The following is a 20,037-nucleotide window of genomic DNA, read 5'->3' as shown; positions in this document are numbered from 1 at the left end:
AGAGCCCCAGCCGAGCGCAGCTGGTCGACCACATCCCGCCCACCAGCAGGAGCCCTGTTGTCATCATCAGTAGCAGTCATCAGTGTCAGTCCTTCCACAAGGGCTTACACAAACCATTGAACAGGCTCTGTCCACAGCGCTGACATCAATCTCGCACCGGCGCTGCACACCGCAGAAGAACCGCAGGATTCCAACGATCCCCACGGGGTGCTTCGACGGCAGGATCGTTCATGTCAGCGCTGTGGACACCGGGCCGCGCAGGAGTGAGCCCGTGGATCTTACGGCAGAGTCCGGCATCTCCGCCACAGGTCCGCCCCCTGCTCCCTGCGCAGGGGGCCCGGTCGAAGGTAGGCCCTTCGAGATCACGGATATGGCCCTGCCCGCTGCCTGCGCAGGGGCCCGGAAGGTCATGGTTCGACGCCGGCCCCGCCCCGAGTCGGTCTACTCCACGAGGGTCGGGATCTACTGGCCACGGGTTGTGCGTACTGCACGAAGGCCCCACCTACCCGCAGTACCTCCAACCCTCCTCCAGTAGCACCCCACCCTCGTGCAGTGCATCCAGACGACACCGACAGCCACCACAGTCACCGGGCCAGCCCCTCCGACAAGCCCAAGCAGCAGCTCTCCCCTCCTCCAGACCCACCCCACCAGTGTCCTGAGAAGTCATGACATCCGAAACTCCCAGAAGTCATGAGACAACACAGTGGTCGTCGAGATGGTGAGCGTGTGCCTGTGGGCGGGGTATCCGGTGGACCTCATGTCGCAGCACCGCAGGCTGCCCGTGATCGCCATCATGAGCATGGTCGATCGCGCCGTCGGACTGCTGCTGAGCCTGGCTGACCTGTAGGGATACCTCTCCGTCCCCAAGCCGATCCTGGTGATCGACTCCGCGGGTGGTGCGCAGGCTGGAGAGGAGCTTCTCCCGCAGTCACACGACGATCCCGCTTCCCGCCCTGCTGGGGATTCCCGTCACCGGCATGACCAGCCTCCTGCGTGAGGAGATGAGGCTGCGGACAGGGTGTTCCTGAGCCGGAACTGGGGGTCTCGACGCTGGTGATCGTAGACGGGCCGGCGGTATATCGTTCAGGACTTGGCCGCCAGCGAGAGCACCTCGGTGGGGCGCAGGGGCCTGCCTGCCCGGGCCTCGGCCAGCAGCAGCCTGACGGCCGCCTCCCGCTGCCCTCCGTAGGCCCCGACGGCGGCGATCTGACGCTGGTAGGAGGCCCCCGTCTCCAGTGTGGTGCGCACGGAGTCCAGCTCGGCGGCGCAACCGAGATCCTCAGCGACGGGAGCGAGCTCGGTGAGCATCCGCTCGACCGTGTCTCCCACCAGCTCCTCCTCACCGGCTGAGTTGACGATGAGGATCGCGTCCATGCCGTAGCGGGCTGAGCGCCACTTGTTCTCGGCGACGTACCAGTCCGGTAACGCATCGAGCTCCTCACCCCGGTCCAAGGTGCGGGAGAAGGACTCCACGAGGCACTGGGTCAGCGCCGCCATGCCGGCCAGCTCGGTCAGGTTCGTTGCGGCATCGCAAGCCCGAACCTCGATGGTCCCCAGGCGCGGCGAGGGGCGCACGTCCCAACGGATCTCGGTGAAGTCCTCGATGACGCCGGTGTGGACCAGGTCACCGGTGTAGCTCTCCAGCTGCTCCCAGGTGCTGAACTGCTCGGGGGCGCCGGCGGTGGGCAGCTGCTGGAACATCATGGCGCGGTTGTCCGCGTAGCCCGTGTCCGCCCCCGCCCAGAAGGGCGAGGAGGCACTCAGGCACTGCAGGTGGGCGGTGCGGGTGAGCAGGGCCTTGAGGATCGGCAGAACCTTGGCCCGGTCCTCGACGCCGACGTGGACGTGGGTGCCGAAGATGAGCATCTGGTGGCCCCACAGTCGGGTGCGGTCCACCAGGCGTGCGTAGCGCTCGGCATTGGTCACCTTCTGCACCAGAGGGTCGGCGAAGGGGTGGGTCCCGGCCGAGGCCAGGTCCACGCGCAGCGGGTCGGTGACGGGAATAACGCGGTCGAAGGCGAAGGCGATGTCCTCCATGCACTCGGCCACGGTCTTGCGCGCCCCGGAGACCAGCTCGATGGTGTTGAGCATCATCTCGCCGTGCACGTGCCGGTCCGGGCCCACCTTCTGGAGGATCTCCTCGGCGCACTGGCGCAGGTCGAGGCTGTCGCGGTCGATGAGGGCCAGCTCCCACTCCACCCCCAACGTGGAGCGGGCCGAGCTGGCGAAGTCAAGGGACTGGGGACGGTGAGCCGGCGGAAGTTGAGTGCCGGCGGGCACGGCGCTCGGGCTCGTCGTGTCAGTCGTGTCCTGCATGTCCTGGTCTCCTCGGGTTCCTCGGGGCCCTCGCGGGTTCTGACAGGGCCTCTCGTCGCGGGAAGGGGTATAGGGGGTATTACGTCGGTGAGTGAGCCGATGAGGCGCCGGTGATCGGTTCGACGACGAGAACGGCGCCCTTCGCCTTGTCTCCCACCCGGGTCAGGATCCAGGTCTCCGACTCCTGACCGCTCAGCCTCAGCGAGGCGCGCAGGGCGTCGGGGGAGACGTCGACTCCGCGCTTGAGGATCTCCAGGCGCCCGATACCGAGCTCGCGGCTACGGGAGCGCAGGGCCTTGAGCCGTAGCGGCAGGACCTCGGTGAGCCGGAAGGAGCGCACGAAGGGGGCGGTCGCCTCGTCGGGGAGGCGCTCTCCTGTGAGGTAGCCGATCCGGGGTCCCACCGGCCTGGCGTCCAGGGTCTCGCACAGGTGGGCGACGAGTCCGGCGCGCACGGCGGCGCCGTCGGGAACGTGGATGAGGCTGCCCAGGTCGTCGGGCGAGCCGATCGGGTCGACCTGGACCGGTGGTTGCGAGGGGTCGGTGGTGCTGGGGTCGACCAGCGTGCAGGCGCTCGCACCATCGGTCCCTGAGCGCAGGAGCATCGCGGAGCGCCCGGGCCCCTCCGGCGCCAAGGGCCCGCACCAGATGGCCGCCTCGACGACGTCGCCGTCCACACTCACCCACTGGGTGTGGGCGTCCGACGGCAGCGCGGCATGATCGATGCCGGGAGCGACCTTGACGCCGAGGGCGGGCACGGCCTCGCGCAGCGCGAGCACCTGCGACAGAGCCGGGGACCACTGCTCCGGGTCGGTGATGCGACGTCCCGCGGCGCGGCGGGCGGGGTCGGCGAAGACGGCGTCCACACCCCGCTCGACCAGGTCGATCTCCAGGGCGTCGGCGCACTCGACGCTCGCGTGGGGGAAGGGCATGAGGTTGATGGTGGCCAGGGCGGCTGCGGCCTCATCTCGGTCGACGGCGAGCACCGGCAGATCGAGCCCGGCCAGGGCGACGGCGTCGCCCCCGATCCCACAGCCCAGGTCCGCGACCTTCGTCACGCCGGCGGCCGCGTAGCGGGCCGCATGGTGAGCCGAGACCGTCAGTCGAGTGGCCTGCTCCAGGCCGTCGGCGGTGAAGAGCATCTGCTGGGCGAAGGGGCCGAACTTCGCTGCGGCCCGCTCGCGCAGGCGCTGCTGCGTCAGCGCGGCCGCCACCAGGTCGGGGGAGTGGCCCTCCTCGCGCAGGGAGCGTCCCAGGGACAGGGCCTCGGAGGGGTCGTAGGGGGGCAGGGAGGACAGAAGCTCCCAGCCCTCGGGGGTCAGCAGGAGCGCGACGTGGTTCTCAGCCATCACCCCCGATCATTCCATGCAGGACCTGCTCGTGGGCGTGATGTTCACTGGGTGGAGCGGGAAGGGTGTCGACGCGGGAGGGCCGGGAGGGGCCTGAGGGACCCTGGGGACCCTTCCCGGCAGGCGCTGAGTAGGGTTGTGGACCGAGGCACCGCACACCGGCGGGGCCGAAAGGCGCTGGAGGGGAAGGCGGGTAGGCGACTGATGACTGAGGAGGAGCCCCGGCTCGGTGCCGGTCAGGGTACCGACGCCGCCGCGGGGCGCGAGGACGACGGCGTGAGCACAGTCCAGAGGTCTGACACTGCGGGACGCCTCCGGGCGCTCCTTGGGCCACTGGTGCGGATCTCTCTGGCAGTCATGGGGACCGTGGCCCTCCTGGCGGCCGGGGCCAGCATCTGGGCGTGGACCGTCAGTGCCGGGCATATCGAGACCGCCGGTGAAGGTCCCGGCGACGGCGAGGCGGCCAGGGCTCCGGTGGCGATCGTCCTGGGGGCGGCCGTTCACGCCGACGGACAACCCTCGCCCTGGCTGGCCCACCGGCTCGACGCCGCCGCCGAGCTCTACACCAGCGGCCGCGTCGAGGCGATCCTGGTCTCCGGGGACAACCGGCGTGCCGGCTACGACGAGCCCACTGTCATGCGCCGCTATCTCGCCTCCCGGGGGATCCCTGAGCAGGCGATCGCCGTGGACTACGCGGGCTTCGACACCTACGACACCTGTGTGCGGGCGCGCAGGATCTTCGGGATCGAGCGGGCCCTGCTCGTGACCCAGGACTTCCACGAGCCGCGCGCGGTCGCCATCTGCCGCTCGGTCGGCGTCGACGCCGACGGCGTCGGCGACTCACGGGCCCGCAGCGACCGCATCGGGTGGACGGTCAGCTGGATGCGCGAGCGAGCGGCGGCGATCAAGGCGGTCGTCGATGTTGTCTCCCGACGAGACCCGACCCTGGGCCGCCAGGAGACGAGTGTCAACGAGGCCATCGCCTGGACCCGGGAGCACCGGCGCTGACGAGGGCTGACGCCCACGGCGAAACCGCCGCCACGCTTTGGCACTCGCGTTGACTGAGTGCTAACGCCGTCGTAGATTCTCCGTCAGGCGCAGCGGAGTGCTCGTCCGGTCCTGGGACGCAGGACGGGCACCTTCTGCGACTCGCACTCCTGCATCGTGTCGGATCGACCCCCGCGACGGCGATCTGGAACGTCTGGGGAGGGCGAACAAGCCGTTCTACTGCACGTTGAAGAGAAGGAGGAGGTCTCCAATGTCGATCTCCATCAAGCCGCTCGAGGACCGTATCGTCGTCCAGACCGCTGAGGCCGAGCAGACCACCGCGTCGGGCCTGGTCATCCCCGACACCGCCAAGGAGAAGCCCCAGGAGGGCAAGGTCGTGGCCGTGGGTCCGGGTCGCGTCGATGACTCCGGCAACCGCGTGCCCGTCGACGTCGCCGAGGGTGACGTCGTCATCTACTCCAAGTACGGGGGCACCGAGGTCAGCTACGCCGGTGAGGACTACCTCATCCTGTCGGCGCGCGACGTCCTGGCGGTCGTCACCAAGTGACCCGTTGAGGTCGTGTGCGCCGTCCGGCGCCACGGCACGTTGAAGGGGGAGGCACCTTGGGGTGCCTCCCCCTTCAACGTGTGCGCACAGTGCCTGCTGTATGGAGGCACCATGGCACCATATCTGGACGATTGTCTTGAGTTGGGAACGTCCGTGCTGTCGATTCCCTGAAACAGGGCGGAGCGTTAGGCCGGCTCGTCGGCGAAACGGCGTGCCTGCCGCTCATAGTAAGCGCGCCGCTCCTCCTCACTCATGCCTCCCCAGACGCCATAGGGCTCGCGAGTGCTCAGGGCATGGTCCCGGCACTCCTCCAGGACGGGGCAGTCCTGACAAATGGCCTTTGCTCGTTCGTCCCGCCGTCGACGGGAACCGCCTCTCTCTCCTTCGGGGTGGAAGAAAACCGAGGAGTCCATGCCGAGGCAGGCCCCCCGGTACTGCCACTCCCAGAGGGTGGAGATCGGGCCGGGCAGACGCGATGAGTCGTGCATTGCCTCCCTCCCCTCCTTTGGATATGGCGGTCGGGCGCACCGAACTTGACGCGCTATATCTAACGATAAGATCGCGCGGTGCGTTAATCAAGGAGAAATATTCTATCTCACAATGAAATTTTCTCCAGATTTGCTGGGTGTCTGCGTTCTGGCTGTGTGAAAACGTGCGCCAGAATGTGGCGCTCGAATAGCAGAAACGTTTTGTGAATGATGTATGTCTGAAGGGCATCTGTTTTCTGAAACGTTCCGCATTAGTTGTCGCTTTATTTCTGGGGTGCTGGTCGCCTCGGCGTGGTGGTCTTGCCATCGGGCCGGCTGCCGTGTTCGGGCGTCGGGGCGAGGGCCCGGTCCAGCCCCTCCGGGCGGCTCGGTGCAGGCGGGACGGTGCCGGTGGTCAGTGGGGCGGACAGGCCGGTGCCGACGGATATGCACAGGGTGGTCAGGTCGTCCTACGATGGCCCCGTGAGCGACTCGATCACCAGCCCTGACGTCTTTGCCCCTACCGGTCTCACTTACGATGACGTGCTCCTGCTCCCCAGGCTGACCGACGTCATCCCCTCCGAGGTCGATACGACCTCCAGGCTGACCCCGAGGATCAGACTGGCCACACCGCTGCTCTCGGCCGCGATGGACACGGTCACCGAGTCGGACATGGCCATTGCCATGGCTCGTCAGGGGGGGATCGGCATCCTCCACCGCAACCTGTCCATCGAGGATCAGGCTCAGCAGGTGCGACGTGTCAAGCGCTCGGAGTCCGGCATGGTCACTGACCCGGTGACCGTCGGACCGGACGCCACCATCGCCCAGCTCGACGAGCTCTGCGGCCACTACAAGGTCTCCGGCCTGCCGGTCGTCGACGCGGGAGGCAACCTTCAGGGGATCATCACCAACCGCGACCTGCGCTTCGTCCCCCCGGAGCGCTGGGCGAGCCTGACCGTGCGCGAGTGCATGACGCCTCGTGATCGCCTCATCACCGGCGCAACCGGCATCTCCCGGGAGGACGCCAAGGCGCTCCTGGCTGAGCACCGCATCGAGAAGCTGCCCCTGGTCGACGCCGAGGGACGCCTCACCGGTCTCATCACCGTCAAGGACTTCGTCAAGACCGAGCAGTACCCCCACGCCACCAAGGATGCCGAGGGGCGCCTCGTGGTGGGGGCCGCCGTCGGCTACTGGGGAGACACGTGGGAGCGCGCCGGGGCTCTGGCCGAGGCCGGCGTGGACGTCCTCATCGTCGACACCGCCAACGGCGGTGCCAAGCTGGCGCTGGAGATGATCTCCCGTCTCAAGTCTGATTCCGCCTTCAGCGGCATCGAGGTCATCGGCGGCAACGTTGCCACCCGTGAGGGTGCCCAGGCGCTCATCGACGCCGGGGTCGACGCCGTCAAGGTCGGGGTGGGGCCGGGCTCCATCTGCACGACGCGTGTCGTCGCCGGCGTAGGGGTGCCCCAGGTGACGGCCATCTACGAGGCCGCCCGGGCCTGCAAGCCCGCCGGGGTCCCCCTCATCGCCGACGGCGGCCTGCAGTACTCCGGTGACATCGCCAAGGCCCTCGTGGCCGGCGCGGAGACGGTCATGCTCGGCTCCCTGCTGGCGGGCTGCACGGAGTCTCCCGGTGACCTCGTCTTCGTCAACGGCAAGCAGTGGAAGCGCTACCGCGGCATGGGGTCGCTGGGCGCCATGAGCTCGCGTGGACGCACCTCCTACTCCAAGGACCGCTACTTCCAGGCCGACGTCTCCTCCGACTCCAAGATCGTCCCCGAGGGCATCGAGGGTCAGGTCCCCTACTCGGGGGCGCTGGGTGACGTCGTCTACCAGCTCATGGGCGGGCTGCACCAGTCAATGTTCTACGTGGGCGCGCGCACGATCCCCGAGCTCAAGGAGCGTGGGCAGTTCGTGCGGATCACGAGCGCCGGCCTCAAGGAGTCCCACCCCCACGACGTCAAGATGACCGTCGAGGCCCCCAACTACACCGGGCGCGACGGGGTCTGAGACGCCGGCGGCCCCGCCGACCAGACAGACTCAGCACAGCACTGCCACGTAGGGAGCCGTCCGGAGTGATCCGGCCGGCTCCCTACGTGCCTGGGTGCCCTCGCTGGTTGTGCGGCAGGCGGGCTCGGAGGGACTCAGCGCATGGGGGAGTCGGGCAGGGGCCAGGCGGTCTGGGCCGGCGTCCGCGAGGGGGCTTGGCGCGCCAGCCACTCATTGAAGGACTCCGCCCAGGCGCGGTGGGCTCGGGCCTGGAAGGCCACGAGCTCATCGGGGCCGAGCTCGGAGATCTGCGGGTAGACCGAGGCCAGGGCCTCGAGCACATCGAGTGTGGCGGCCACGTCCACCTCCGCGGTGTGCAGGGCCTCATCGACGCGCACACCGTAGACCTCGCAGAGGTCGCCCAGGCGGCGCTTGCCGCGGCGGTAGCGATCCACGGCCCGGTCCAGGACCAGCGGGTCGGCGATGGGCCCCAGCTCGCGGCCAAGGCGCGAGCGCATCGTGGGCAGCCCGTGGCGAGCGAGCTCGGCCTCCATGAGAGTCAGGTCGTAGGAGGCGTTGAAGACGACGACCGGGGTGCCGGCCGTCATTGCCGCCACCAGGTGCTCACTGACCTCTGCCAGCACCTCGCACACCGGCCGTCCCTCGGCGCGGGCCCGCTCGGTGGTCACGCCATGGACTGCGGAGGCGGCCTCGGGGATCTCCACGCCGGGATCGGCGAGCCATGTGGTCACCGACTGCGGCCGGACGCCGTCGGCCTGAGGTGCTGCCCGCCAGACGAGCGCCGCCGTGACCAGGCGGTCGCCGGAGGGGTCCACTCCGGTGGTCTCAGTGTCGAAGCCGAGCAGGGGGCCCCGTGGCCAGGCGGAGGCAACGGGGGCGGCGGCGTCGGATACGGAGGAGGAGTGCGGGGTGCTCATGGGGCCAGCATGCCACCGGGGTACGACACTAATGCGCCAGTGGCGGTGCGCCTCGGTCTTGTCTCCCCGCTTCTGAGTCGTCGACTGGGCGGAGGGTGGGACCGACTTCGTGGTGCCTTGGCGGCGCAGTCGGCCGCGTAGGCCGGCGTCGCGTTCGTACCTTATGCCTCGCGTTCGGGGGTTCAGGGTACGAACTCGCGACCTACCCTACGAACGCGAGGCGCTCACCCAAGGGCGAGTCCGGAGGGCGGGGCTGAACTGGTTCAGAAGTCATGAGACGACACAGAGGGCCCCACCTACCTGGAGTACCCCCGCCGGTCGCTCCGGTGGATACCGGGCCGGCCCCACTAGGATCGGGCCATGAGCACAGAGGTCGAGATCGGACGCTCCAAGCGTGCCCTGCGCGCCTACTCCTTCGACGACATCGCCCTGGTGCCGGCGCGTCGCACTCGGGACACCTCCGAGGTGCGCGTGGGCTGGCAGATTGACGCCTACCACGTGGACCTGCCGGTCATGGCCTCCCCCATGGACTCGGTGATGAGCCCCGAGACCGCCATCATGGTGGGACGTCTGGGCGGAATCGGCGTGCTGGACCTGGAGGGGCTGTGGACCCGCTACGAGGACCCCACCGAGGCCCTCGAGCGCATCCGCCAAGCCGATCCGTCCCGGGCCACCAGCGTCCTGCAGGAGGTCTACCGTGCTCCGGTCAGGCCCGAGCTCATCACTGAGCGGCTCACCCAGATCCGTGCCTCCGGCGTCGTCGTCGCCGGGCGGCTCAGCCCCGCCCAGACGCAGCGCCACTGGCGCACCGTGGTCGAGGCAGGTGTGGACCTCATGGTCATCCGCGGCTCCTTCGTGTCGGCCGAGCACGTGTCGGGATCCGTCGAGCCCCTCAACCTCAAGCGCTTCATCTACGAGCTCGACGTGCCCGTGGTCGTCGGCGGGGTGACCACCTACACCGCCGCCCTCCACCTCATGCGCACCGGCGCGGCCGGGGTCCTCGTGGGGCAGGGCGGCGGCGCCTCCTCCTCGGTGCGCCAGGTCCTGGGGCTGCACATGCCCATGGCCACCGCCGTGGCCGACGTCGCCGGGGCCCGGCGCGACTACCTCGACGAGTCCGGGGGCCGCTACGTCCACGTCATCGCCGACGGCTCGGTGGGCAACTCCGGCGACGTCGTCAAGGCCATCGCCTGCGGCGCGGACGCCGTCATGCTGGGGGCCGCCCTGGCCCGGGCCGAGGAGGCTCCCGGCGGCGGCTACCACTGGGGCGCCGAGGCCCGCCATGAGCGCCTGCCGCGGGGCTTCCGCAGCCATGTGGGCACGGTCGGCACCATGGCCGAGATCCTCAACGGCCCCTCCGACCGCGCCGACGGCACGCTCAACCTCATGGGCGCCCTGCGTCGCACCCTGGCCACCACCGGTTATGCGGACGTCAAGGAGCTCCAGCGGGTCGAGGTCGTCCTGGCGCCCTACACCGGTTCTTGAGAGCGCCTCCACGACAAACCGTGGTTTTGAGGGGTGGAACAGTGCAACTGGGCCGTGATCTCGGGTAGTCTCAGCCGGGACGGCAGCCATCGCGCTGCTCAGACCGGTGCGGGGGCACGATCCGGTTCCCGCACTGTTAGACCCCACATGTCACAAGGAGCTTCACATGGCCCAGGTCACCGCCACCATCGCTTCCAAGGTCGGTCTGCACGCCCGTCCGGCCGCAACCTTCGTCAAGGCCGTCGCCGAGAAGGGCGTCCCGGTCACCATCGCGAAGGAGGGCGGCGCTGCGGTCGACGCCTCCTCCATCCTCGGTGTGATGACCCTGGGTGCCGGCTTCGGAGACGTCGTCACCCTGGCCTCCGACGCCGACGGCGCCGAGGCGGCCCTCGAGGACCTCAAGGCCCTCCTGGAGACCGACCTGGACGCCTGAGAACAGGTCCAGCCGACGGGGCGCGCTCCACTGTGGGGCGCGCCCCGTTGTTCCTTCGCGGACAACGACGTCACCGGTGCACCACCCGGCCGTCGGCTCTGCCGCAGAAGCCTCGCCCCGAGCCCGTGGGGCCCTTCCCGGGCTGAGCGGCCTCGTCCTCAGCCCTGTCCCGCCGGGGGCAGCTGGACGTACCACTCGACGCCGGTCAGGAGGATACGGGTGTCCACGTCTCCCTCCCAGCTGACGCCGATGCCGTGTTCCTGGAGGATCGGGATGACGACGGTCCTCATCAGCGTGGCGGTCGTGGCGTCGTAGAGCTCCTCGCGCCGGGAGTCGTCCAGGGCCTTGTACGCCTCCTCGCTGATGTGAGCGGGCCAGAAGATGCCGTAGCTGAGGTAGGTGCTGCCGCTCTCCACGAGGCGCTCGGTGTCCTGCTGGTGGAAGAACACGTACCCCAGGTCGCCCTGGCCGCCCTTGATCTCCGCGTGTCCGCAGTTGTTGCAGCAGGCGAAATCCTGCTCCGCGACGACGTGGGCCCTCCGCAGCGCCTCGAAGGCGCGGTCCAGCCTGGTGGCGGGCACGTCCCCGAATCCCGCCTGCTGGGCGCGGCGCGCATCGATGAGGTACTGGGCGATGGCGCGGCACTGCTCGTCGGACAGGGTGCCGTCGCCCTCGTCCTCCACCGCGCAGGCGATCTCGAAGGCGTGGTCGTTGAGACAGCCGTTCCCACGCACGAGCTGCATCCAGATGAGGTCGCGGATGTACTCCTCGAGCTCGGGGTCAACCACACCCCCGAGCATCTCACCGGGGATTCTCAGCCCGTCGGGCTGGGCGTTCAGATCGAGCATGGTCGAGACCCTAGCAACCACCACCGACGACAAGGGGCCTGGCGGCACTGCCCGGCCCTGGACGCGGGCGTGACGACGGCGCCGTCGCAGGAGGAGGCTGCGGCGACGCCGTCGATCGGATGGGATGTGATGGGCGGGAGGCCCTCACTGGTGCGGGCCCAGTGCGGCCACGCCAGTCTCAGTCCTGCTCGCCCCCGGAGGGGTTCGGCTTGATCCACCACCACAGGCCCATGCCCGCGGCGATGGCCAGCAGGCCCAGGCCCGACCACAGGTTGGCGTTGATGCCACCGGTCTTGTCCATCTCCTCGGCACTGTTGAACAGGACCGAGCACACCACCAGGTAGAGGCCGATGAGCCCCAGAGCACCGGTGATGACCGCCCGGATGTCCGTGAGTGAACGATTGCTCATGAGTGTTCTCCTTCGTGTGTCCGGGCGGAACTAGTGGAAGATGCTGTTGAGGGCGATGACCAGGGCCCCGGCGATGATCCCCAGCGGGATCGGACGGCGGAACCAGGGCAGCTCGTGCAGATGCGGGTCGGTGCGCTCGCTCTTGGGGGTCAGGGCGTAGACGAAGCCCTTGAGCTCGGAGTCGGGCTTCGGCTTCGTGGCCAGGGAGACCAGCACCGTGATGACGACGTCGACGGTGAAGGCCACGCCCGCCGCCAGGAAGGCGCCGCCCTGTCCCGGCATGACCAGGTGCTTGGTCCAGATGAGGATGTTGACCCCCAGAGCGCCCAGGGTTCCGCTGATGAGGCCGATCCAACCGGCGTGCGGGGTGGCCCGCTTCCAGAACATCCCGATGATGAAGGTCGCGAACAGCGGCGCGTTGAACATCGAGAACAGCGTCTGGAGGTAGTCCATGAGGTTGGAGTAGCTTGACGCGATGATCGCGGTGAGGATTGCGACCACGGAGGCCGTCAGGGTCGAGAGCTTGCCGACCATGAGGTAGTGGGCGTCGTCGGCGTCCTTCTTGAGGTAGTGCTGGTAGATGTCCACGCCCCACACGGTGTTGAAGGCGGAGATGTTCGCTGCCATGCCCGCCATGAAGGAGGCCAGCAGACCCGTGATCGCCAGCCCCAGCAGACCGTTGGGCAGCAGGTCGCGCATGAGGTAGAGGACCGCGTCGTTGAACTGGTACCCAGCCCCGGAATCTGCCTTGAGCTGTTGGATCTCCGAGACCATGACACCGGCGACCATGCCCGGGACGATGACGAGGAAGGGCACGAACATCTTGACGAAGGTGCCGATGATCGGGGTCGACTGGGCCGAGGAGATCGAGTCCGAGGCCATGGCCCGCTGCACCTCGACGAAGTTCGTCGTCCAGTAGCCGAAGGACAGCACGAAGCCCAGACCGAAGACCAGGCCGATCACCGACATCACATTGGAGTCGAAGCCGGAGATCGAGTTGCCGGGCCAGGAGTGCAGCTGCTGAGCCGCGACCTTGGCGGCCTCGGTGGCGTCGTTGGGGTGAGCGGCCGTGGCGGCTTCGGTGATCTTGCCGGTCAGGCCGTGCCAGCCGCCCACGCGGTGCAGGCCGATGAGGGTCAGGGGCAGCAGGGCCGCCACGATGACGAAGAACTGGAGGACCTCGTTGTAGATCGCCGCGGAGAGCCCGCCCATGGTGATGTAGGAGAAGACGATGACGGCCGCCACGATGAGCCCCACCCACAGGGGCCAGCCCAGCAGCCAGTTCATGATCTTGCCCAGCAGGTACAGGTTGATGCCGGCGATGAGCAGCTGGGCCAGGGCGAAGCTGAGCGCGTTGACCAGGTGCGCGGCGGTGCCGTAGCGCTTGAGCATGAACTCGGGCACCGAGCGCACCTTGGAGCCGTAGTAGAAGGGCATCATGACCAGCCCCAGGAAGATCATGGCCGGGACCGCGCCGATCCAGAAGTAGTGGAAGGTCGGCATGCCGTACTGGGCTCCGTTGGCCGACATTCCCATGATCTCGACGGCGCCGAGGTTCGCCGAGACGAAAGCGATACCCGTCACCCAGGCAGGCAGGGACCGACCCGAGGTGAGGAAGCCGTCGGACGTGGCCGCCTTGGCGCGGGCGATGAGCCCGACGCCGATGACGAAGGCGAAGTAGATCGCGATGGGGATGTAGTCGTACCAGCGTGCGGCGATGAGTGTGCCGGATGACGCTGACGAGGCTGACAAAGCGTTCAGCGTGGAGGACATCGGTGTACCTCTCAGGGGATATGTTTCAGGTGGCAAGATCGTTCTTGCTGTGCGGCAGGTTAGCATGGCGCCGATCACGGCACGGGAGGTTGAACCTGTCCGGGGTGCACCGGGGAGGCTGGGTAGAGTGCCCTCCATGACGCTGACTGCTGCTGCCGACGGCTCCTCCCTGGGCAACCCGGGACCGGCCGGCTGGGCCTGGTACGTGGATGATGACTGCTGGGCCGCCGGAGGCTGGGAGAGCTCGACCAACAACCGCGGCGAGCTCACCGCCGTCCTGGAGCTCCTGCGGGCCACCGAGGCCGCCGGACTCGCCGGCGAGGAGCTCCTCATCCAGTGCGACTCCCAGTACGTCATCAACTCCCTGACCAAGTGGCGCCACGGCTGGAAGAAGCGCGGCTGGCGCAAGGCCGACGGCAAACCCGTCCTCAACGCCGACCTCGTCAAGAACCTCGACGCCGCGCTCGCGGGTCGCACCGTGCGCTTCGAGTGGGTGCGCGGGCACGTCGGCCATCCCATGAACGAGGCCGCCGACTCCCGGGCCCGCGGTGCCGCCACCGCCTTCCAGCAGGGTCGCCCGGTGCCCGCAGGACCGGGCTGGACCCGCGGCGGCCGGGCGCCGGACAACCGGGAGGCGCAGCAGGCGCCGAGTGCGGCGTCGTCGAGCGCACCCGCCAAGCCGCAGACCGACGCCCTGTTCTGAAGGCCGAGGATCGGGGCGCACAGTCCACAGGACCCCGGTGACCGTCTCTCACAGAAACGGCACAGGTCCGTCAAACACGTGGCACAAGACCTCCGGCGAGGCTTGCTGCCATGACGACGACGAGCCCCGCCCTCCCTGCTGCCCGCCCAACGATCCTGGGCCGCCTGGCCGGCCTGCGCCGTCGGGTTCCCACGGTCGTCCTCTTCGCCGCCGTGTCCTTCACCGGCTGGAGCGTCGACTACGCGCTGGTCCTCATCCTCAACTCGTTGACCGGCTCGGTCCTCTACGCCGTCGTCGGAGCCCGGATCGTCTCCTGCACCCTGGGCTTCCTGCTCAACCGGCGTCTGTTCGGGGCCGCCCCGGAGACCTTCTGGCGCTCGGCCGGCGGCTACGCGACCGTCCAGGGCGGGGTCGCGGCGACCTCCTACGCCGGCATCTCAGTCCTCACCGGCGCCGGCGCGCCCCTGTGGCTGGCCAAGGTGCTGGTGGATTCCACACTCTTCATCGTCAACTACCTGGCCCAGTCCCGCCTCGTCTACCGGGCCCCGGCGCCGCAGCCGGTCCTGGCCACCGCGGCCTGAGGAGGCGGGCGCGCAGGCTCAGGACTGGGCGTCGCGCATGAGGATGACGAGCTGGACCCGGTCGCGCAGGTCCAGCTTGGTCAGGATCCGGGTGACGTTCTTCTTGACCGAGTCCGGGGCCAGGACGAGGCGCTGAGCGATCTCCGCGTTCGTCAGCCCCTGGGCCACCAGGTCGGCCACCTCGCGCTCGCGGGGGCTGAGATCGTCGAGGCGCTGGCGTGCTGCGCGCTGACGGGGTGAGGCCACGGGGCTGAGCATGTGCCGGTTGAGCAGCTCGCGGGTGATGCGCGGAGTGAGGATCGCGTCCCCGGAGCTGACCGCCCGCAGCGCCTGGTGGAGCTCGGCCGTGCGGGTGTCCTTGAGCAGGAATCCTGAGGCACCGGCCGACAGCGCCCCGAAGGCGAACTCGTCCTGGTCGTAGGTGGTCAGCACCAGGACCCGGATCGAGGGGTAGAGCTGGGAGATGCGGGCCGTGGCATCGATCCCGTTGAGCACCGGCATGCGCACGTCCATGAGGACGACGTCGGGAAGCGGCCGGCGCTCCTCAAGCAGGGCGGCGAGCTGGTCGAGGGCGTCCTGGCCGTGGACGGCCTCGGCCGTGACCTGCAGGTCGTCGGCCCGGTTGATGATGAGGGACAGGCCCATGCGGGTGGCTCGCTGGTCATCGACGATCATCACCGTGATCGGCCTGAGGCCGCTCGATGAGTTCGCGGGGCCGGAGGTGGACGGGCTCATCGCGGCGCGCCTTCCGGGAAGGGGACGACGGCGCGCAGCACCCAGCCGGATGCGCCCTCATCGGTCGTGGGGCCGGCGGACAGTGTGCCGCCGTGCTCACCGACCGCGGCAGCCAGGTTGGCCAGTCCGTGGCCGGCCGCCGGCGGCGCCTGAGTCGAGCCCGGGGAGCCGTCTGCGCGGCCTGGCTGAGTGCCGCGACCGTCGTCGGACACGGTGATCCGGGTGGCGGCCTGGTCGTGGTCCAGGGAGACGACGACGCGCGTGGCGTCCTCGGCGTGGCGCATGACGTTGGTCAGGGCCTCCCGGACGACGACATAGACGACCTCCCCGAGGGCCTGACTGCTTGCTGCGTCGAGGGGGCGCTTGCCGGTCTCGGTGAGGGCCGCACTGATGCCGGTGGCTCTCACCGTGGTCAGCAGGTCGGTGAGTCGGTCCCAGCCGGCTGCGCCCGAGGGGGACTGCGGGCCCTCCGAGACCCGGCCGGTGAGGGGATCGGTGGTCTCGGCGTTGTCGGGGGAGGGGCCTGGTGCCGTCTGGAGCGAGGCGACGGCGCGTCGGGTGTCGGCCAGACCCTCACGGGCCAGGGTGTTCATCATGTCGATGGCCTCATCGGTCTGCGGGCTGCCGCCGGCCCCCTGCATCCCCTCGGACAGGGCGATGATCGCGGTCAGGGCGTGGCCCACGGAGTCGTGGAGCTCGGCCGCCACCCGGGCCTGGTGGCGGGCGGCGTCGCGCTGAGCGACCAGCCGCTGCTCGGCGGACTGCGCCGCCAGCTGGGCGTCCCCGTGCTCCAGGGCCTCCCGGCGTGAGCGGGAGATCGAGGCCATGGCGAGCACGAGGACCAGGGCGAGGAAATCAGGGCTCAACGCGCTCACCTGCGGCCACTTGGCCAGTGCCGTGGGGACGAGGGTGCACAGCGCGCAGATGCTGAAGCCGATGAGTCGATCACGGGTGGAGGCGATCACGAGCAGGGCGTAGAGGGCCAGCATGGACAGCAGGTTGAGTCCACCGCGCGGCCCCCACAGGTCGACGGCGGCCGAGGCCAGGCTCGTGGCGGTGACGACGGCCAGGGGCCAGCGGCGTCGGGCCACCAGCGATCCGGCGAGCAGCAGGGCGACGATGACCCAACCCCGCAGGGGCAGGTGCGGGTAGGTGTACGAGGCCACGTTCAGCACCATCAGCTGGAAGAGGCCCGCGGCCCCGGCCACCGCCCACAGGGTCAGGGTGCTGGTGCGCCACCACTGAGCCACCCGGTCCAGGAGGGTGCGTGGGACCCGGGAGACGTGTGCCGGGTCGGGCGCCGCGGGAACGTGGCTCATGACTGGCGCCTCACTGCTCGGCGCAGAGCCAAGGCCAGCAGGACCACCCACACCAGGCAGATGACGCCCTCGAATGCTGCGGCGCCCGGTGAGGTCACGTAGCCCGGGCTCAGGGCCGACGTGGCTCGGGTCAGTGAGGCTGCGGGGTTGAGGACGCTCAGCGGCCGTGCCACGAGAAGCATCGCCATCCCCGCGATGGTGCTCAGCAGCACCGTGGTCATCGTGGTGGCGAAGGACCTCATGATCGTACCCAGCCAGGTGACGAAGGTGAGGATGACCCACATTCCCAGCGCGACGACGGCGAAGCGCGGCAGGTAGGCGACCAGGCCCACCAGGCTGAAGCCCGAGGCGAGGCCCGCCACCGCGATGGTCAGGACCAGGACCGCGGTGGTGAGGACCGCGACCTGGAGGCCGTGCAGCAGCTTGCCCGCGACCATGGTGGTCTCCAGGCCGGTGGCGCTCATCCGCTGCCAGTTCCTTCCCTGGTGCTCACTGCTGGCGATCTGTGCGGCGAAGGCACCCAGCGCCAGCGGCAGGAACAGCATCGAGAGCAGGAGCGTGGACTGGGACCACGTGATCTCCCAGGTGACGCCCTGGGCCTCGAACTGGCTGCGGTAGGTGCGGTACTGCAGGTAGCCGGACAGAGAGCCCAGGGAGCACAGGATGGTGACGGCGACCCAGTACCACCGGTTGGGGGACTTGCGGTTCTCCCAGTACCAGGCGGCTCGCACCGACGGGCGGGACCGGGGAGCGGGCGGAGCAGACCGGCTCAGGCCGGCCGGCTGCGGCGTCGTGGACGGGCCGGAGAGGCCGGGGAGCGCTGACGGGTGCTGAGCGGGCCGGAGGGGCCGGCCTGCAGCGGGGCGTGCGGGGGCGGTGGTGCTCATCGGTGATTCTCCTGGTGGACGATAACGAGGTGGGCGGCGACGGTCCACCCGACCGCGACCAGCGCGGCGAGCGCCGCCAGGGTCCACGGCTGGGACACGAGTGTCATGTCGCCGCTTTCCCGCATGGATTTGTAGGAGGCGACTGTGTCAATGGGGGTGGCGGCCGGAACGATGCCCCAGGGCAGCAGCCATGAGAATTTCCCGAGGTAGGCGTAGGGCAGGCTCTCGGCGATGAGGCCACCGATGGCCGCCGCCCCCAGGCTGACGCCCTGCTTGTCGAAGCAGGTGGACAGCGTCAGCTGCACCGCGGAGATGGCCAGCGTGGAGCACGCCACCACCACAAGGGCGGGAGGCAGTGTGCGCCAGTAGGAGCCGGTGACGGTCAACCCGATCGGGCCGGCCAGCACGGTGACAAGTGTGAAGAGGGTCATCTCTATGCACAGGACTGTGAGGATCACGACCACCAGTTTGCCTCGGTAGCGGGTCAGGGGGCTTTGCCCCAGCGCCGTCATCAGCTGGCCCATGCGCTCCTCGGTGTCCACGGTGACGATGCGTGAGGCCAGGATCGCGGTGATGAGGGGCATGAGGAAGGCGATGATCTGGATGAACTCGTCCAGGGCAAGCGTGGCGTGGCGTGCGCCAACCGGGCCGCTCGCCCGCTGGGTGATGAGCATGCTGGACCATGCCAGGCACACGGCGGTGGCGCTGGCGGCGATGAGCCAGTAGCGCTTGCGGCGCAGCTTGCCCAGCTCGAGGGCCAGGGTGGTCCACGCCCGGCGGAGCGGGGAGAGGGGGAGTGCGCGCGGCTGTGCCGACGTCGTCGGAGACTGTGTCAGGTGCTGCGTCAGGTGCTGTGTCGGTAGTGCTGGCTGCGCGACCATGGTGGCTGCCGGGCCCGCTGTGCTCACTGGGGTGCTCATCGGTTCATCTCCTGAGAGGCGAGGGGCGGCTGGGTGGCCAGGACCGGCTCGGTCAGCTCCAGGAAGGCCTGCTCGAGGGTCTTGCGCACGGTCTGGACCCGGTAGACGGTTGTCCCGGAGGAGACGATGCGGGTGATGAGCTCGCCGACGACGTCGTCGGGCATCATGGGGGTGCGCACGGCGCCGTCCCGCACCTCGTGGGCCACCCCGAGGGAGGTCAGGAGCGCGGCGACGGCCGTGGGCGAGGAGACGAGCAGCTCGATGACCCCCTCGTCGCGCAGCCCGGCTAGGGTGCCCTGATAGCGCAGGCGTCCGGCGCAGATGATGCCGACGGTGTCGGCCATCTGCTCGATCTCAGACAGGATGTGGGAGGAGACGATGATCGTCACGCCCTCCTGGCGGGCCAGGGTGACGATGAGCTGGCGGATCTCGGCCACCCCGGCGGGGTCGAGCCCGTTGGTCGGCTCGTCCAGGAGCATGAGGGCCGGGTTCGACAGCAGCGCCATGGCCAGTCCCAGGCGCTGCTTCATGCCCATGGAGTAGTGCTTGACCTGCTTGTTCTCCTGCCCGATGAGGTTGACGGTGGCCAGGGCGTGCTGGACGCGGTTGGAGGCCAGCCCCAGGTAGGAGGCCACCATGGCCAGGTTCTCCTTGCCGGTCAGGCTCGGGTAGTAGGAGGGGCCCTCGATGAGGGAGCCGATGGTGCCCGGCGGCAGGGGGTGGCGCTGGCTGACCGGGCGTCCCAGGACACTCATGCTGCCCGACGTCGGGCGGGTCAGTCCCAGCAGGAGCTTCATTGTGGTGGACTTGCCGGCGCCGTTGGGACCCAGGAAGCCGTAAATGCCGCCGGCGGGCACGGACAGGTTCAAGCCGTCGACGGCGTTGACACCGTTGTAGGTGCGGGTCAGTCCCTCCGTGACCACGACGAGTCCCTCGGAGGGAGAGGGGACGGCTGGGGCGGGCACTGCTGGGGCGGGCACGGCGCCGGGGGCTGCCGGGGCCGGAACGAAGGGCGCGGCCGGCTGCTGAGCCGGTACGGGGACCGGCGCGCCCCCGTTCATGGCTGCGGTCTGGGGCAGGGGTGTTGTTGATGGAGCGGGAGGCCTTGGTGTGCGGTTGATCGGTGCGGTGACAGGTGCGTTGCTCATGACTCCATGGAAGCCCCCGGCAGGAGGCGCGCGCACCGCCGTCGGCCCGTTTGTCCCCCCTGGGGGACGGTCTGCCCGTGTCTGCCCGCTTCGGAAGCGCCGAGGGGGCCGGAGCTGGGGCCGGCGTTGAACGATGGCCTCCGGCCTCCGGGCTCGCCCTTGGGTGAGCGCCTCGCGTTCGTA

General features: G+C 69.3%; 20 protein-coding genes. 8 read left to right on the top strand and 12 right to left on the bottom strand.

What is annotated here, in order from left to right:
* Positions 1 to 703 precede the first annotated feature (703 nt).
* A complete protein-coding gene (locus BKH20_RS14225) occupies positions 704 to 847 on the top strand; it encodes a hypothetical protein (protein ID WP_178388553.1) in 144 nt (47 codons plus the stop codon).
* Between the two features lie 236 nt (positions 848 to 1,083).
* On the opposite strand, the gene BKH20_RS05360 is transcribed toward BKH20_RS14225, so the two are convergent.
* Together BKH20_RS05360 and BKH20_RS05355 are read right to left on the bottom strand one after the other, a co-directional pair.
* A complete protein-coding gene (locus tag BKH20_RS05360; RefSeq protein ID WP_178388552.1) occupies positions 1,084 to 2,316 on the bottom strand; it encodes a glutamate--cysteine ligase in 1,233 nt (410 codons plus the stop codon).
* A 79-nt stretch (positions 2,317 to 2,395) separates the two neighbouring features.
* Positions 2,396 to 3,664 carry a class I SAM-dependent methyltransferase gene (locus BKH20_RS05355; protein WP_075390231.1) on the bottom strand — a complete coding sequence of 423 codons (1,269 nt, stop codon included), beginning with the start codon at positions 3,662 to 3,664 and terminating at the stop codon, positions 2,396 to 2,398.
* A gap of 348 nt (positions 3,665 to 4,012) precedes the next feature.
* On the opposite strand from BKH20_RS05355, the gene BKH20_RS05350 reads away from it, so the two are divergent.
* Positions 4,013 to 4,672, top strand: a complete 660-nt coding sequence (locus tag BKH20_RS05350; RefSeq protein ID WP_075390243.1) for a SanA/YdcF family protein — start codon at positions 4,013 to 4,015, stop codon at positions 4,670 to 4,672.
* Between the two features lie 250 nt (positions 4,673 to 4,922).
* Entirely contained in the window at positions 4,923 to 5,219 is a 297-nt protein-coding gene (groES, locus tag BKH20_RS05345; RefSeq protein WP_070661353.1) for a co-chaperone GroES, read from the top strand.
* Positions 5,220 to 5,404: 185 nt separating this feature from the next.
* Here the strand turns inward: groES and BKH20_RS05340 are convergent, their stop codons facing one another.
* Complete coding sequence (locus tag BKH20_RS05340) at positions 5,405 to 5,707, bottom strand: WhiB family transcriptional regulator (RefSeq protein ID WP_070661350.1); 303 nt, start codon at positions 5,705 to 5,707, stop codon at positions 5,405 to 5,407.
* A 426-nt stretch (positions 5,708 to 6,133) separates the two neighbouring features.
* On the opposite strand from BKH20_RS05340, the gene guaB reads away from it, so the two are divergent.
* A complete protein-coding gene (gene guaB, locus BKH20_RS05335; protein WP_178387807.1) occupies positions 6,134 to 7,696 on the top strand; it encodes an IMP dehydrogenase in 1,563 nt (520 codons plus the stop codon).
* 134 nt (positions 7,697 to 7,830) lie between these two features.
* On the opposite strand, the gene BKH20_RS05330 is transcribed toward guaB, so the two are convergent.
* On the bottom strand, positions 7,831 to 8,613 hold the full coding sequence (locus BKH20_RS05330; RefSeq protein ID WP_075390230.1) for an exonuclease domain-containing protein: 783 nt from the start codon (positions 8,611 to 8,613) through the stop codon (positions 7,831 to 7,833).
* Positions 8,614 to 8,973: 360 nt separating this feature from the next.
* Here BKH20_RS05330 and BKH20_RS05325 point away from each other — a divergent pair, with 360 nt between their 5' ends.
* Positions 8,974 to 10,098 carry a GuaB3 family IMP dehydrogenase-related protein gene (locus tag BKH20_RS05325; RefSeq protein WP_070661344.1) on the top strand — a complete coding sequence of 375 codons (1,125 nt, stop codon included), beginning with the start codon at positions 8,974 to 8,976 and terminating at the stop codon, positions 10,096 to 10,098.
* Between the two features lie 166 nt (positions 10,099 to 10,264).
* On the top strand, positions 10,265 to 10,531 hold the full coding sequence (locus tag BKH20_RS05320) for an HPr family phosphocarrier protein (RefSeq protein WP_010614584.1): 267 nt from the start codon (positions 10,265 to 10,267) through the stop codon (positions 10,529 to 10,531).
* 158 nt (positions 10,532 to 10,689) lie between these two features.
* Here the strand turns inward: BKH20_RS05320 and BKH20_RS05315 are convergent, their stop codons facing one another.
* The 3 genes from BKH20_RS05315 to BKH20_RS05305 all read right to left on the bottom strand — a co-directional run bounded on the left by BKH20_RS05315 (position 10,690) and on the right by BKH20_RS05305 (position 13,561).
* A complete protein-coding gene (locus BKH20_RS05315; protein ID WP_075390229.1) occupies positions 10,690 to 11,379 on the bottom strand; it encodes a DUF6891 domain-containing protein in 690 nt (229 codons plus the stop codon).
* A 178-nt stretch (positions 11,380 to 11,557) separates the two neighbouring features.
* Positions 11,558 to 11,788 (bottom strand): hypothetical protein, encoded by a 231-nt coding sequence (locus tag BKH20_RS05310; protein ID WP_070661339.1) that lies wholly within the window; start codon positions 11,786 to 11,788, stop codon positions 11,558 to 11,560.
* A 30-nt stretch (positions 11,789 to 11,818) separates the two neighbouring features.
* Entirely contained in the window at positions 11,819 to 13,561 is a 1,743-nt protein-coding gene (locus tag BKH20_RS05305) for a sodium:solute symporter family protein (RefSeq protein ID WP_075390228.1), read from the bottom strand.
* Between the two features lie 136 nt (positions 13,562 to 13,697).
* Between BKH20_RS05305 and BKH20_RS05300 the strand changes: the two genes are divergently transcribed.
* Positions 13,698 to 14,264, top strand: coding sequence for a ribonuclease H family protein (locus BKH20_RS05300; protein ID WP_075390242.1), 567 nt, complete (start codon positions 13,698 to 13,700; stop codon positions 14,262 to 14,264).
* 110 nt (positions 14,265 to 14,374) lie between these two features.
* The gene (locus BKH20_RS05295; RefSeq protein WP_075390227.1) at positions 14,375 to 14,845 is read left to right on the top strand and encodes a GtrA family protein; all 471 of its coding nucleotides are present in this window, start codon (positions 14,375 to 14,377) and stop codon (positions 14,843 to 14,845) included.
* Positions 14,846 to 14,863: 18 nt separating this feature from the next.
* On the opposite strand, the gene BKH20_RS05290 is transcribed toward BKH20_RS05295, so the two are convergent.
* Genes BKH20_RS05290 through BKH20_RS05270 form a run of 5 tightly spaced genes read right to left on the bottom strand, consistent with a single transcriptional unit; the run spans position 14,864 to position 19,767 of the window.
* The gene (locus BKH20_RS05290) at positions 14,864 to 15,580 is read right to left on the bottom strand and encodes a response regulator transcription factor (RefSeq protein WP_075390226.1); all 717 of its coding nucleotides are present in this window, start codon (positions 15,578 to 15,580) and stop codon (positions 14,864 to 14,866) included.
* Positions 15,577 to 16,899, bottom strand: a complete 1,323-nt coding sequence (locus tag BKH20_RS05285; protein ID WP_075390225.1) for a sensor histidine kinase — start codon at positions 16,897 to 16,899, stop codon at positions 15,577 to 15,579. Before BKH20_RS05285 ends, BKH20_RS05290 begins: the two co-directional genes overlap by 4 nt.
* A complete protein-coding gene (locus tag BKH20_RS05280) occupies positions 16,896 to 17,786 on the bottom strand; it encodes an ABC transporter permease (protein WP_075390224.1) in 891 nt (296 codons plus the stop codon). Before BKH20_RS05280 ends, BKH20_RS05285 begins: the two co-directional genes overlap by 4 nt.
* Positions 17,783 to 18,706 carry an ABC transporter permease gene (locus tag BKH20_RS05275; protein ID WP_075390223.1) on the bottom strand — a complete coding sequence of 308 codons (924 nt, stop codon included), beginning with the start codon at positions 18,704 to 18,706 and terminating at the stop codon, positions 17,783 to 17,785. Before BKH20_RS05275 ends, BKH20_RS05280 begins: the two co-directional genes overlap by 4 nt.
* On the bottom strand, positions 18,703 to 19,767 hold the full coding sequence (locus BKH20_RS05270) for an ABC transporter ATP-binding protein (protein ID WP_430793376.1): 1,065 nt from the start codon (positions 19,765 to 19,767) through the stop codon (positions 18,703 to 18,705). The genes BKH20_RS05275 and BKH20_RS05270 overlap by 4 nt, the downstream gene beginning before the upstream one ends.
* Positions 19,768 to 20,037: the final 270 nt, after the last annotated feature.

Origin of the sequence: Actinomyces oris (assembly GCF_001937445.1) — a bacterium.
Taxonomy (GTDB): Bacteria; Actinomycetota; Actinomycetes; order Actinomycetales; family Actinomycetaceae; genus Actinomyces; species Actinomyces acetigenes.
Note: the sequence above shows the minus strand (reverse complement) of the source record. Positions and strands in the feature narration are given on the sequence as shown.

Excerpts from the sequence above, each read along its gene's own strand:
- BKH20_RS05360 (WP_178388552.1), bottom strand. The coding sequence starts at position 2,316 with ATGCAGGACACGACTGACACGACGAGCCCGAGCGCCGTGCCCGCCGGC.
- BKH20_RS05355 (WP_075390231.1), bottom strand. The coding sequence starts at position 3,664 with ATGGCTGAGAACCACGTCGCGCTCCTGCTGACCCCCGAGGGCTGGGAG.
- groES (WP_070661353.1), top strand. The coding sequence starts at position 4,923 with ATGTCGATCTCCATCAAGCCGCTCGAGGACCGTATCGTCGTCCAGACC.
- BKH20_RS05340 (WP_070661350.1), bottom strand. The coding sequence starts at position 5,707 with ATGCACGACTCATCGCGTCTGCCCGGCCCGATCTCCACCCTCTGGGAG.
- guaB (WP_178387807.1), top strand. The coding sequence starts at position 6,134 with ATGCACAGGGTGGTCAGGTCGTCCTACGATGGCCCCGTGAGCGACTCG.
- BKH20_RS05330 (WP_075390230.1), bottom strand. The coding sequence starts at position 8,613 with ATGAGCACCCCGCACTCCTCCTCCGTATCCGACGCCGCCGCCCCCGTT.
- BKH20_RS05325 (WP_070661344.1), top strand. The coding sequence starts at position 8,974 with ATGAGCACAGAGGTCGAGATCGGACGCTCCAAGCGTGCCCTGCGCGCC.
- BKH20_RS05320 (WP_010614584.1), top strand. The coding sequence starts at position 10,265 with ATGGCCCAGGTCACCGCCACCATCGCTTCCAAGGTCGGTCTGCACGCC.
- BKH20_RS05315 (WP_075390229.1), bottom strand. The coding sequence starts at position 11,379 with ATGCTCGATCTGAACGCCCAGCCCGACGGGCTGAGAATCCCCGGTGAG.
- BKH20_RS05310 (WP_070661339.1), bottom strand. The coding sequence starts at position 11,788 with ATGAGCAATCGTTCACTCACGGACATCCGGGCGGTCATCACCGGTGCT.
- BKH20_RS05305 (WP_075390228.1), bottom strand. The coding sequence starts at position 13,561 with ATGTCCTCCACGCTGAACGCTTTGTCAGCCTCGTCAGCGTCATCCGGC.
- BKH20_RS05300 (WP_075390242.1), top strand. The coding sequence starts at position 13,698 with ATGACGCTGACTGCTGCTGCCGACGGCTCCTCCCTGGGCAACCCGGGA.
- BKH20_RS05295 (WP_075390227.1), top strand. The coding sequence starts at position 14,375 with ATGACGACGACGAGCCCCGCCCTCCCTGCTGCCCGCCCAACGATCCTG.
- BKH20_RS05290 (WP_075390226.1), bottom strand. The coding sequence starts at position 15,580 with ATGAGCCCGTCCACCTCCGGCCCCGCGAACTCATCGAGCGGCCTCAGG.
- BKH20_RS05285 (WP_075390225.1), bottom strand. The coding sequence starts at position 16,899 with ATGAGCCACGTTCCCGCGGCGCCCGACCCGGCACACGTCTCCCGGGTC.
- BKH20_RS05280 (WP_075390224.1), bottom strand. The coding sequence starts at position 17,786 with ATGAGCACCACCGCCCCCGCACGCCCCGCTGCAGGCCGGCCCCTCCGG.
- BKH20_RS05275 (WP_075390223.1), bottom strand. The coding sequence starts at position 18,706 with ATGAGCACCCCAGTGAGCACAGCGGGCCCGGCAGCCACCATGGTCGCG.
- BKH20_RS05270 (WP_430793376.1), bottom strand. The coding sequence starts at position 19,767 with ATGAACGGGGGCGCGCCGGTCCCCGTACCGGCTCAGCAGCCGGCCGCG.